This window comes from Bacillus sp. B15-48 (assembly GCF_016879755.1).
Lineage (GTDB): Bacteria > Bacillota > Bacilli > Bacillales > Cytobacillaceae > Mesobacillus_B.
On sequence record NZ_WOFU01000003.1, the window covers coordinates 197,868 to 211,659 of the forward strand.

The 13,792-nt window shown below is 37.5% G+C and carries 8 protein-coding genes and 1 pseudogene; 5 read left to right on the forward strand and 4 right to left on the reverse strand.

Annotated features, from left to right (window positions below; translation table 11 throughout):
* Positions 1-28 precede the first annotated feature (28 nt).
* Positions 29-628 (reverse strand): TetR/AcrR family transcriptional regulator, encoded by a 600-nt coding sequence (locus GNT69_RS11465; protein WP_203555116.1) that lies wholly within the window; start codon positions 626-628, stop codon positions 29-31.
* Between the two features lie 308 nt (positions 629-936).
* On the opposite strand from GNT69_RS11465, the gene GNT69_RS11470 reads away from it, so the two are divergent.
* The 4 genes and pseudogenes from GNT69_RS11470 to GNT69_RS11485 all read left to right on the forward strand — a co-directional run bounded on the left by GNT69_RS11470 (position 937) and on the right by GNT69_RS11485 (position 5,774).
* Positions 937-2,139 carry a metal ABC transporter solute-binding protein, Zn/Mn family gene (locus GNT69_RS11470; protein ID WP_203555117.1) on the forward strand — a complete coding sequence of 401 codons (1,203 nt, stop codon included), beginning with the start codon at positions 937-939 and terminating at the stop codon, positions 2,137-2,139.
* Between the two features lie 188 nt (positions 2,140-2,327).
* Positions 2,328-3,321 (forward strand): annotated as a pseudogene (locus GNT69_RS11475) (permease).
* A gap of 13 nt (positions 3,322-3,334) precedes the next feature.
* Positions 3,335-4,333, forward strand: coding sequence for a TIGR03943 family putative permease subunit (locus GNT69_RS11480; protein ID WP_203555118.1), 999 nt, complete (start codon positions 3,335-3,337; stop codon positions 4,331-4,333).
* 238 nt (positions 4,334-4,571) lie between these two features.
* Positions 4,572-5,774: an MFS transporter gene (locus GNT69_RS11485; RefSeq protein ID WP_203555119.1), complete on the forward strand. Its 1,203-nt coding sequence runs from the start codon at positions 4,572-4,574 to the stop codon at positions 5,772-5,774.
* Between the two features lie 155 nt (positions 5,775-5,929).
* Here the strand turns inward: GNT69_RS11485 and GNT69_RS11490 are convergent, their stop codons facing one another.
* The 3 genes from GNT69_RS11490 to GNT69_RS11500 all read right to left on the reverse strand — a co-directional run bounded on the left by GNT69_RS11490 (position 5,930) and on the right by GNT69_RS11500 (position 12,586).
* Positions 5,930-7,549, reverse strand: coding sequence for a 2-hydroxyglutaryl-CoA dehydratase (locus tag GNT69_RS11490; protein ID WP_203555451.1), 1,620 nt, complete (start codon positions 7,547-7,549; stop codon positions 5,930-5,932).
* Between the two features lie 58 nt (positions 7,550-7,607).
* A complete protein-coding gene (locus tag GNT69_RS11495) occupies positions 7,608-11,105 on the reverse strand; it encodes a BadF/BadG/BcrA/BcrD ATPase family protein (RefSeq protein WP_203555120.1) in 3,498 nt (1,165 codons plus the stop codon).
* A 734-nt stretch (positions 11,106-11,839) separates the two neighbouring features.
* Complete coding sequence (locus GNT69_RS11500; RefSeq protein WP_203555121.1) at positions 11,840-12,586, reverse strand: DUF1836 domain-containing protein; 747 nt, start codon at positions 12,584-12,586, stop codon at positions 11,840-11,842.
* 189 nt (positions 12,587-12,775) lie between these two features.
* On the opposite strand from GNT69_RS11500, the gene htpX reads away from it, so the two are divergent.
* Complete coding sequence (htpX, locus tag GNT69_RS11505) at positions 12,776-13,654, forward strand: protease HtpX (protein ID WP_203555122.1); 879 nt, start codon at positions 12,776-12,778, stop codon at positions 13,652-13,654.
* Positions 13,655-13,792 lie beyond the last annotated feature (138 nt).

Genomic DNA, 13,792 nt, shown 5'->3' on the forward strand with positions numbered 1-13,792 from the left:
CCTATACTTCTCTCTTAATCAAACTACTTTAAAGATCATTTTGATAACCAAAATAACGGTCTAGCAAAATCTCTACCCTTGTTTCAACATCTGGAAATGAAAAGTCAGTAACCAATTCGTATAGAGGCTCAATTAAAGTAGGCAGGAATAAGGCGCCCATAATGTGAGTCATCATTACTGTTAGAATTTGCGAATCCTGTTCGCCAGAAAGTTCTTGAATCGTTTTTTGTACCTTCTTTAATCCAATCACTTTTATAAAATTCATGAAATTTATTTGACTTTCAAACATAGCTGGCTCTTGCATCACCAGTCTCCGAATAATAAATGGATATTGCTGGTTTGTTTTTAAATATTCAATAAGAAAATATTTTAATCTTTCACGAGGAGTGATTGATGCATCATCTAAAATAGCAAAAGACTCTCTAAGGGAATTCAATAAAATCTGAATGGCCTCATTCAACAATTTATCTTTTGATCCAAAATGATAATTAATTGAGGCTACATTTACCTTAGCCAAACTAGCAATTTTACGCACCGTCACCCCGTCAAACCCTTCTTTTTTCATTAATTTGAGTGTAACGTTTAAAATGAGATCTCTTTTAGATACGTCTTTTTCTGCTTTCATCATTATCCCTATTTTCTTAATTAAGTTTAAACATTGTTTTAAACACTGTTTAATTTAACTATAACAAAGCTAAATTATGCTCACAAAATGAACGTTTATTAACTTTCTCTGAACAAAAGTGACTTTTGTCACATTTTCTAGCAACAAGAAAAAAAGTATTTACAAACCCCTATGAATCTTTTACAATATAAAACGTAACAATTACGATTAATGATATTGGTTTTATTTTTTAGATTTTAAATCGTAATTATTACGATTATTTGCAAAAAAGATCATTTTAGTAACGTTAAATAAAGATTGGAGTGTTTTAAATGAATGTAAGAAAATGGTTTACTACTTCCGTATTAGCTTCTAGTCTCTTACTTGCAGCCTGTGGAAACTCTGAAACTTCTAGCAATGAAGAGAACATTGAAAACGAAACGTTAAAAGTGTTCACTACCATCTTTCCCCTAGAAGATTTCACAAAAAAAATTGGTGGTGATCATGTAGATGTTCAAAGCGTTTTACCACCAAATGTCGATGCCCATACATATGAACCGTCGACAAGAGACATGATTGCACTCGCTGAATCTGATTTATTTATTTACACTGGTATAGGTGTTGAAGGGTTTGCGGATAAGGCTACTGAAATATTAAAAAATGAAGAAGTTACCATTCTCGCGGCTGGGAAAGGAATCGAACTGATTGAATCAAGTGATGATCACGACCATGCTCACCATCACGAAGACGATCACGATAATGAGCATGGAGACGACAACCACCATGAAGAAGCTCACGGTCATGAACATGATGACAGCAACCACCATGAAGAGGCTCACGGCCATGAGCATGATGACGACAACCACCGCGAAGAGGCTCACGGTCATGAGCATGATAATGACAACCACCATGAAGAGGCTCACGGTCATGAGCATGATGACGACAACCACCATGAAGAGGCTCACGGTCATGCCCATGAAACAGAAGATGACAATCATAACCATGGTGACGAGGATCCACATGTTTGGTTGGACCCGATTCGTTCAATTGCTCTTGCAGAAAACATTAAGAATTCATTGTCCGAGTTAATGCCAGAACAAGCTGAGGAATTTGAACAAAATTTTGTACAGTTAAAAGCAGAATTAGAAAAGCTTGATCAAGAATTCATCACAACAATTGACAATGCTCAAACGAAACACTTATTGGTATCCCATGCAGCTTATGGATATTGGGAAGAGAGATATGGAATTAAACAGATTCCTATTACTGGAATTTCGCCAACACAGGAACCTTCACAAAAAGCGTTAAAAACGATTATCGAAGAGTCGAAAGAACATCAGATTCAGCACGTGATTTTCGATCAAAATTTAACTACAAAAATCGCTGAAATTGTTCAGAAAGAAATTGGAGCTGAAGCTCTTACCCTTCATAATCTCGAAACAATTACTGAGGAAAATATCGAACAAGGGGATGACTACTTCAGCATTATGAGAAAGAACTTGCAGACCATCGAGATTGCATTAAATAATAAATAAAGTGAAAAAGTTATATTCGATGATGGGTTTCCCTGCCCTACTACTTTAAGTAGTAGGGTGCTTTGTTTTCGTATAATTAAAAAATTCGTTTTATTTCAATTGAAATTCTAGCATAATCATAAATTTTTAAAATTTAACATAGATATTTTTTGATAGATATACAATATGCTATATCAAAGGAGGTTTAAATGTTTCGAGTAATCCGTTCCTATATCATTGATTTTACTGGAATCATTCTTATGGGAATTCTTATCCTATTATTTTCGTTTGGCTCAGGATTTTCGTTTAATATGCCAGATTCCATTTTGAACCTGAATACGATTTTCCTCAGTATTTTAATTGAAGCGATGCCGTTTGTTTTAATAGGGGTGCTAATTGCAGGAGTCATTCAAATATTTGTTACCGAGGAACATATTCAGAGATGGATTCCTAAAAATAAATTACTAGCTGTTATTATGAGTTGTGTAGTAGGTGCTTTCTTTCCGGCATGCGAATGTGGAATTGTCCCAATTGTCCGACGATTAATCGCTAAAGGTGTGCCAATTTATGCTGCAATGGGCTTTATGTTGACTGGCCCTCTTATCAATCCAATTGTCATCGCTTCTACATACATGGCCTTTGGTAATGATTTGCAAATTGCAGGGCTACGGATGGGATTAGGCTTTTTCATCGCCATCATCATTGCTTTCATTGTCAGCTTGATATTTAAAGGCACGCAATTTAAGCATACAAATTTAAACGTTCAGGTGAAAATGGAGCAAAAAAAAACAACCTTTTATCAACAAGTTTTGGGCGATGCTAACCCACTCGATTGATGAATTTTTTGATATGGCTAAATTTTTAATCCTTGGTGCGTTTTTAGCGGCTTTTGTGCAAACCTATATGCCTGCACGAACTCTATTAGAGGCTGGGAGTGGCCCAATGTCGTCACTATTCATTATGATGGGTTTAGCATTTATCCTCTCACTATGTTCTGAAGCGGATGCATTTATCGCTGCTTCTTTCAGTAATATTTTTCCAACACACTCGATTTTAGGTTTTTTAATTTTTGGACCGATGATTGATTTAAAAAACACGCTAATGATGCTAAGTGTTTTCCGATTTCGCTTTGTACTAGGAATGCTTGCACTCGTTTCAATAACTGTATTTATAACATTAATGCTGCTGCAAAGCTTCTTATAAGGGAGGGGAACCTATGACTTTTCATTTCCAACAAGCAATAAGAGCTTTAATCTTACTGGCATTTACTGGGCTAATTTTTAAACTTCACGTAACAGGCGAAATTACAAAGCTGATTAATCCTAAATATGTCGGATTAAGTCAAACAGCCTCTGTTCTATTTTTAGTGTTATTTTTTATTCAAATTACAAGAATATGGTCAACGAATAATGAAAGTCATCATCAGTGTGATCATCAGCATGATTCCACATGCAGTCATCAGCATGACCACGGAAATAAACCTTTTACTTTTAAAAAGTTCATCTCTTACACGATAACTGTGTTTCCTTTATTAACTGGTTTTCTCCTTTCTCCTAAGGTGCTGGACGCATCTATTGTTGACAAAAAAGGAGGCATGGCGATATTTGCAAACCAGTCACAAAGCACCGCTTATAATGCGGATGAATTTTCTTCAAATACAATAAATGACAGTGAAGACCCATTTGCACAAACCCATATAATTGATAATGAATTTGAAAAGCCAGATGAGGAAATAGAGGATATTTCTTTTATTGATCACTATGCAATCCCAGATTTGGAATATAAAAACGTAATGTCAAAAGCAGAGTATGATCAACTTATTCAAGGCGTCAAGGAAACAAATAAAATAATCATGGATGAACCTGTTTTTGCTGCCTACTATGATGAAATTAGTTTTGATATCGAAACGTACAAGGGCAAAGAAATAGAACTTACCGGGTTTGTCTATAAAGAGGAAGGACTTAAAGAAAATCAACTCGTTCTCTCTCGATTCGTTATTACCCATTGTGTAGCAGATGCAAGTATCATCGGATTTGTTACTGAAATTGCCGAGGCTCAAAATATTGAACAAGATACTTGGATTCGAGCAACTGGTGTATTAGATGTGACTGGATATAATGGAATTGAGTTGCCCGTCGTAAAAGTAACCAATTGGGATATCATTGATGAACCTGACGAACCGTACCTTTACCCAATAACAATAAGAATTTTATAGGCTCTTTTTTATTGCTATTTTTCTACTCCTGTAACCAAAGGAAGTGCGATGAATGATTGAAATTGTCGCACCTTCCTTTGGTTATTATTTAATTTCCCTTCAGATTCTCCTTAAGTTAGTATCATTCTCCTACTGTATTCATAATGTTTCCGCCATTTTGATTATTCCCATATAATAGAGTACACTTTTAAAGGATAGGTTTATAGATGAATAAGGAATCGAGAAATGGGGAATACTGATGAGCTTTATTCAATCAGGAACGAAAGAGTATAAACAGGCGAAAATCGCCTTATTTATTGCTGGATTAGTCCCTTTTATCACAATTTATACAACACAGCCAACGATGCCGTTATTTGCTGAAGAATTTAATGTTTCGGCCCCAATTGCTAGTTTAACTTTATCAGTAACAACTGGTTTATTAGCAATCACCCTATTAATTGCCGGTTCTATTGCTGAAAATATAGGAATAAAAAGAATAATGGTAGCGTCGATGTTCCTCACCTCGATAATGGGAATCTTATCGTCCTTAAGTCCAAACTTTTATACTTTATTAATTTTCCGCACGCTATTAGGAATTTTTGTTGCAGGAGTCCCCTCCATCGCGATGGCATATATTGGAAAGACATTCAACCCGATGCACACGGCGATGATTATGGGCTTTTACATTTCAGGATCAAGCATTGGAGGAATGTCTGGAAGAATCGTTGCCGGTGTATTAACTGATTTATTTACATGGAGAATCGCTTTTGCAGTTATCGGATTTACCACATTGATTTTAAGTATCATTTTTTTGTTTTCTTTGCCAACGATACGAACAGAAGCAAAAACGAAATTAGCCTGGGCGTCCATATGGGGTGCCTACAAAACACATTTAACCGATAACAAATTAAATTATTTGTTTATACTTGGCTTTTTATTAATGGGAAGCTTCGTATCAATGTATAATTACATTGGTTTCTTACTTATCTCCCCACCTTATAATCTAAGTCAAACCGTGATTGGCTTTATCTTTGTCGTTTATTTATGTGGTACGTTTAGCTCTATTTATATGGGGGAAAAAGCGAATAAGTATGGAGGTATTTTCATTTTAAAGTTTTCAATCCTTATTACGATTAGTGGAGTATTACTTACAACAATACCGATTTTACTATACAAAATAGTAGGAATTGCCATTTTTACATTTGGCTTTTTTGCAAGCCACTCAATCGTAAGTGCGCTAATTACAGCTCGAGCAGCACAAAATAAAGCACAGGCATCCTCTCTTTACTTATTGTTTTATTATTTGGGGTCTTCAATTGTTGGCTCATTTGGTGGTTATTTTTGGGAACATTTCCATTGGGGAGGAGTCATTGTATTTAATTTATCATTACTAGCTACTGGACTCTTTCTTACCACTGTCCGTGAGCAACGGGCCCTGTCTCAATCTACAAGAACAATGTGAAGCCTAGTCCTTATATACTACGGTTCAATCTACACGAAACAATAAAATAATCAACAAAGACACATTCTTTATGCTTACAAAAAGGATGTGTCTTTGGATCATCTTATTTAAATAGTTTGTCCAACAAAAAACTAAAATTGCGGACTCATCGAATGCTACATGCTTTCCATTCTTTGTTTCTTATTGCGCCAAAAATATAGATTAGAAAAGCCAGTTTTACTGCTGTAAATGGTATTTGCTGCAGTACATGCGACTACATGGCGATTTTCTTGTAGTGAATTGACAGCTTTCTTTGAACTGAGTGCGCTAAGCTTTTCAACTGTCAATCCTTTCTTTATTAAAGCTTCTTCAAACTCCTTCTGTGCTGCCTGCTTCGCCTTAAATAGCATCATTTGAATTCGGCTATAAACATTTATTGCACCATCACCCGTTGTTTCTATTGGAAGAAAAATCGCATCCGGATGAATTTCTGTTATCAGCGATTGTACCCCGTCAGAAACACCAGAAGAAGGCATACATCCAAACGGCTTAACCGAAATTGTCATATTTACTTTTTGTTTTACAACATTCAAAATCAACTTTCCAACTTCCATATGCCCTTCACCACCTCTAAGATGGTTATTGTAATAATCATGCGCTACTTTGGCAATTTCGTCCATATCTGGCAAGTGATAACCGCGAAGTCCGATAATTTTCGCATATGTTTGGAACATGACTCTAACTGCACGATCTGCTGCATGGAGCATTAGCAACCGCTTTTGAGCATTTTTCCCTTCCAACCCTTTACGACCGGCATCTGTTTTTCGCAAACGCATCCGTTCAAGGGTATCATATCGTCCTTCCCATATTAAGAATAAAATCCAAGCAGTCATCGACTGTACTTCAACTTCAGCCCCTTCGTCCTCCAAAAATTGTTGGAGGCGATAATTTCCATCACCTTCTGTCGTCATTGCCCAAAATTCGCCAATAATACTTACTTTTGGTTTGACAAGCGTACGGTCAACTTTCACGGCACGTAATTCCCGCTTACATTGATGTAAAGCTTTTACAATCGACTTCCGACCACTGAAAGCTTCATATATTATGTCTTTACAGCGCTGTAAAGCTTCATTCGTTGACCCTGAAACAACTTCATAAGGACGAATCCGATAACCTAACGCGTTTAAGATGTCACCAATTAAAATAGCCTTTAAAAACGTTAGAAAAAAAGCGCTGTCTAATTTAAGGGCAGATTCCTCACCCGTAGCCTGTTTTAAACCGCTTTGCTGTTGAAAGATTAATACTCGGAAACCATCAAAACCAGCATCCCTTAAGGCCTTACGGTACTCTGTCACATATGTCCCAAAGCGACAAGGGCCACAGGATCCACTTGTTACAAAAAGGTATTTTCGAATGATTTCTTCTTTTGACTTTCCTTCTACGTCTCTTAAATGGGTTAGATATTTAATTAAATTCCCTACGGTGAAATAAGTAGGGTTGCATTGTCCTCTATTGCCAAACTCTTTTCCAAAGCGGAGCGACTCAGTATCTGGACAATCCATATGCTGTACATTATATCCGAGACCTTTTAGCCCTCCAGCAATTAAATAGTCATGGGCCATTGTCAATCCACCAAAAAGAATGGTTGTTGAATCTTTATCCTTCGCAAAAAATTGCCGTGGAACAGGATCAAACCACTGGTTCTTTGCTTGATTTAATCCTAGTTCCATTTCTTGCTCTTGTTTAAATTGGTTCAAATGTTCTTCAAAACGGCGGACAACCTCTTTTTCTTCCATTTCTTGAGCACTAGATTTTCGCTTTGTTTGTTGCACTTTCGAATCACTCCTTTAATGATTATTCAGAAATGGCTTTTTTCTCTGATGATTGATCTAATCGGTCATAGATCGATCCGTGCATCAATTCGCGACGCTTTTTATCAATAAGACGTTCTAACTCTAGCTTTTTACGCGCTAAATCTTCGAGACGTTCTTCATGCAACCCTAGGCTATGCGCATACGTCTTGACCCGAATCTTAATTGAACCGCTCGGCTTATTTGCATCAATATCATGGAGTGCTGAATATGGTGTTCCTGCTGTCGAGATAATTGAGTCAATTAGCCCATATGTTGGTGCATCGTGCCCACATTTAAAGCTAGATAAATCAAGGACAGCAACATTTGGGTGACGTGCGGCAAATTTCGCGGCCCAAACTTTTTGGACACTATTCGAACTAAAATTTTCCGGCCAAACATCTGTTACTTCAAGTGCATTTTCAACTCTGCCGTTTTCCAGATCGGCTTTAAAGAAACGACGGAGCCATTCCTCATCTTTTGGTAGGGAACGCATCGATAAAATTGGATATCCTAGCACTTGGAATTCGTCTAATACATTATGGTTAAGTCCAGGATCGGAATGATAAGGACGACCTATCATTAAGATTGCAAGCTTATTTTCGGCTTCTACTTGTTCTAAAATCATTCGACCTTTTTCTTGCATTTCCGTTTCAAACAACTCCATCGCCTTCCATGCTTCGTCTGCGGCAAAGTCGCTTTCGTCTTCTGTAACTTGCAGAAAATCTTTAAATGCTTCAAACAACTGTTTCCTCAGCATATTTGGCTCGGTAAACGTAAAAGCCGGGTCAAAATACGAAATTCCTCTAGTCTTAAAAAAGTCCGTTTCTTTAGTAAACGCCGCTTTTATGACATTCGGTGCTCCAGCGACAATCGGACAACTCGAGGAGTCCATCACATTCTTTAAGTGTGTCGGAATGTGAGTGATACACGGGAAGAAGATTGCATGTAATGGTCGGTTTTCGCGATGATGTTTAAATAACAAATTATGAACGTGAGCTTGAGCTACTTTTGATGGGTAGCAAGGATCAATCGAACCGTACTTTCCTCCCTCCTGCCACATTTCCTCACTTGTATCATCACTAAAGACAATATTGCGTTGATCGATGCCAAGCGTTTCAAAATATGTCCGCCAAAATGGTGCCGTCGACCAAATATTTAAAACTTTCGGAATGCCAATTCGTAATTGTTTTCTTGATTCCCATGCTTCGTGTGATGATCGTTGGAAAGTACGCGTATATTGTTTGCGGCGTATCCCAATACCAAGTAAACCGGGCTTGATTTTTATATCCTCAATTGTTTTGTTTTCTTCAGGTATCGGTTCAGGATCATAGAAATGCCTAAACATCCGCCTTGATTCATATTCAACAAGGTTCGGATATTGCTTTTTCAACTGATTTCGTTCCTTCGTCAGCTGCATCATTGCTTCTTTATCTTCGACGGTTCCCTTTTCACAGCTAAAACCTGAGATATAACGAGCTGTTTGTCCATCAGGTGTTGATGTGTCAATAAATGTACGGCTGCAATTGTTCGGACAGAAATTGCAACGTGTTGATTCGTCATTTCGCGAGGTATACTGCATACCAATCGCTTCATCGAGGCCAAGAAATGTTGAATACCCTCTTCGTTTCACGACGCGAAGTGTTTCCATCGCAGCTCCGATTGCACCTGCTTCACCAGTATGTGGATGAACAAACACTTCAGCATCGGGGACACGTTCTTTAATATAATCGACCTGGGCTTTTACCGCGGCGAGGTTATGCTGTGTTCCCCCTTGAAGGACAAATTTTCGTCCGAGCTCAGCCATCCGGGGAATTTGCACAACGTACTGCCAGACATTTTTGGGCAATACTAACGCTAACCCCGCTAACAATTCTTCTTTCGCGTAGCCTTCTTTTTGGAAGTTCACACGGTCTGAATCAAGAAAGACCGCACATCCATAAGAAAATTTCGGACTGAGATCGGCTCTAAATGCGGTATCCGCATACTCTTGGATTGGAATGCCAAATTGATCAGCCATTGCCTGTAAAAGCATGCCGTTTCCAGCTGAACATTGGTTCGACAACCGGAAGTTTCGAATATCCCCGTTTTTAAGAAACAGCACCTTTATGTCTTGGCCGCCAATATCACAAACAACATCAATGTCTCCAAAATAATGAACGGCACTCATCATATGTGCGACAGTCTCAACAATATTCACATCGGCTTTTAACGTTTTTTCTAACACATCAGCAGCATAACCTGTTGCTCCAAATCCGATGATTTCCAGCTTGGCGCCTGAAGCTTGTACTCGATCATAAACCCGCCCGAGGAGCTCCTTCGTATCTTGTATCGGGTTTCCTTTCGATAGCTGATATTCTTTCAACAAAATCTCACCATCGGTATCAACTAAAACAGCCTTTGATGACGTCGACCCTCCATCTAAACCAACGACGGCTCGCACGATCTGACCTGGTTCGAATGTCGCCGGTATAAATTTCGGAATGCTATATTGGCGACGGAATTGTTCCAATTCATCAATACTTTTAACAAGTGGTTTTCCTGCTTTTTCACCAAGCTTCGATTTGCGACCATGAGTGATAAATGTTTTTAATTCCTCTAGCCCTTTGTAAACACCGACTCCTTCAGGTTCATGTAAACCATACATCACGGCACCGAATGCCGCGTAATATTGAGCATTTTCCGGAATAAAAATCAATTTTTCAATCGGGATATCTTTCGGATAATCATATCCCCTTTGTTCCCATGATTCCGGGATTCGCTTTCGCCAGCATTGTTGTAGAAAAGGCAAGTATGTATTAGGACCACCTAACAGCAACACTTTGTGTCTTAACGTATTCCCGCGAGTTAATACGGAAAGATTCTGCATGACAATCGCATCGGCAAGAGAACACATAATTTCAGCTGACGGGATACTGCTTTTAACTAAGTTTACAATATCGGTTTCGGCAAATACTCCGCATTTCGCAGCCACATGATGAAGCTTTGAATCATCAAATTCCAACTGCGCAACTTCATCCTCAGGGAGACCAACTTTGATCATGCATTTATCGATTGTCGCTCCTGTACCTGAGGCACATTTGTCATTCATTGATGTAATTGCCTGCTTGTTTCCAGTTTCTTCATTTTCTTTGAAAATAATAATTTTCGCATCTTGACCACCGAGCTCAATGACACTTCCTACATCTGGGTGAAGTTCTTCCACTGACATGGTTACTGCATTAACTTCTTGGACGAACTTTGCACCGATATGTTCCGCAATCGGTGATCCCCCAGAACCAGTAATAAAGACACGAATATCCTCTTTTTTGATATCAGAAAATTCATTCCCAATTTGAATTAAAAATTCCTGAACTTTTTCTGCCTGTTTCGTGTGATGACGCTGGTAATCTGACCAAAGAATTTCTTTCGTTTCAGGATTTACGACAGTTGCTTTAACCGTTGTAGAGCCAACATCAATCCCAATGTATAAAGAATTCACATTTTGGCGTCCACCATTCACAAAATCACTTCCTTTCCAATAACATACAAACCTGTCTTATTATTGGCAGTTTATTAAACATTATACTCATAGTGAAAACCTGTTTGTTTTTTTCGGGCGAAGACTTAATTTTAAGTATTATTGTGAATATTAAGTATATTTAAGTTATACATAATTTGGTAAAATAAAGCAATTTATTAACTATTAACAAAGGATGACCAGTACTCGGATTAAAAATGCCTATGCCCATACACGCTTTTTTTACTTGATTTTTTAGAAAGGTAGATTGTTCAAAAATAATAGGCTAAGTTTTATTGCTAGTACTTGGATTAACCTTAATTATAAGGCTGTTTTTTTACTAGTACTTGGATTAAACTGATTTTTGGCCGTTTTATATTGCTAGTACAGGGATAATATCGGCCTTCTGACTTCATTTTATTGCTAGTACTCGGATTAACCCCTCATTCTACAGCGTTTTATTACGAGTACTAGTATTATATCAACGAAATTTGGTGTTTTTAATATGAGTACTTGGATTAAAAAACGCGTTACCAGCATTATCGCTCAAAAAACCTTCGTATTTCTTCGGCCAAATGATTCATAAATGACCTTTTTCGCCAAAAAATTACAATATTAGCTTTGCTTTTACAATTAACCTCTAACCCATTTTTCACAGCCAAGATTTATATTTTACTTTTAAACAAAAACCTCAAGACCAAATAATAGGTCTTGAGGACTCCAGTCATTATAATAGATTATAACCCTTGTAAAAAAATTGTAGCTGTTACGTATTTTTGAGTAAGAGTTTGATAGTATGCTGCGAAAACAGTGAATGTCGTTGTAAGTAATACATTCATTACAATATCCTTTTGTTCATCCTTTACATCTTTTAGTAACTCGACCTGTTCTCTTGCTCCTTCTTGGACATATTGTTCAATCTGTGCATACAATGGCATGTTTACATTGGGTCGACAACGGTGGAGTTTTTCAAATACCGCTGCATACGCCCGATAAAAATGCAAAGGACCCACGACATCGTCGCTTCGGTCGGTCGGATTATTAAAAATTAGTCTTAAGGTCTTTCTAATTGAATCAAAATCAAGACATGCTTTCAAATCTTCGACTATAAATAATGTCGCCACTTGATCAATCGTATATTTTTTTCCTAACTGAGGAGGCCCTATCAACTCTTTTACATCTCGTTTCACCCAGTTTTGAACGGTCGTAGACGAGAGGTTACTAAACTCAATTTGATTTCCGAGTTGAACGATTTCGTTAATTGAAAAGCCAATTTGATGTTTCTCTAATTTTATTAATTTAATAAATATTAACGGAATCTCTGTTTCAATAAAAGCTGAAAAAAAACTGCCATCCTTAAGATTTTCATTATGCGTCTCCGCCCATGCTTTTTGTAAAATAGTTTTTGGCATCTGATCTCCTTCTTTATTTAACGCAAGAAGAAAATCGGCCATTTCTTTTCTCGAAAGATGGAAAAGCTCCACAATAGATCAACCCCTGAATTCAAAAACTTAACTTTCCTTCATCCTAAATCTTACATTTTTTATAGTCAATGTCCTTCTTTTTAATTGTGGACAAAAAATATTAATTGAAATCATTTGTTCACAATTATATAATGTTTCATATGACTAGTTCAAATGAACTCAAAATAAATGAAATTAAAGGGTGAGATTGTGGGTAAACGAATATTTTATTTTTTGTTAACAAATGTGCTCGTATTAGTAACCATTAGTATTATTTTTTCATTGATTGGCGGCGCGAATTACATTAACGCTCAAGGTGGTATCGATTTCGGGGCTCTCCTAGTAGTAAGTGCCGTAATTGGTTTCTCAGGATCTTTTATTTCCTTGGCAATGTCACGCTGGATGGCGAAAAAAATGATGAATGTCCGTGTCATAGATCCAGATGCTTCTTTAACTGGATATGAAAGAGATATTGTTGAAAAAGTTCATCGCTTATCTAGAGCAGCTGGTTTAACACATATGCCAGAGGTTGGCGTTTATGATTCACCGGAAGTAAACGCATTTGCAACAGGGCCTTCTAAAAATCGCTCATTAGTTGCAGTTTCTACTGGACTATTACAGGAAATGGATGATGATGCAGTCGAAGGTGTCATTGCTCATGAGGTTGCCCATATCGCTAACGGGGATATGGTAACAATGACCCTTCTCCAAGGGGTAGTCAATACATTCGTTGTCTTCCTTGCTCGTATTGCTGCCTGGGCTGTCTCTCGATTTGTTAAAGAAGAACTCGCACCGATTGTTCATTTTATTGCGATCCTCGTTTTCCAAATTGCGTTTTCTATTTTAGGAAGCTTAGTTGTCTTTGCCTATTCAAGACATCGTGAATACCACGCAGACCGTGGAGGTGCAGATTTAGCAGGAAGAGACAAAATGGTTCATGCATTGCAAATGCTTAAAGCCTACTCGAATCGAATGCAAGGAGAAGAACAAACAGCGATTTCTACTTTAAAAATCAATAATAAAGGGAAATCCATGTTATTCTCTACCCATCCAGATTTGGATGACCGTATTAACCGACTAAAAATGTAAAATAAATTAGAGCCAATCAAGTGTGATTTCTTTTGGATCTCCACACTTAATTGGCTCTTTCTATTTAACTACATCCTCGGGGATACAGGGTGTATATGATATAATAGTAATAGAAAAGCCCCCCGACACTTCTTCCTC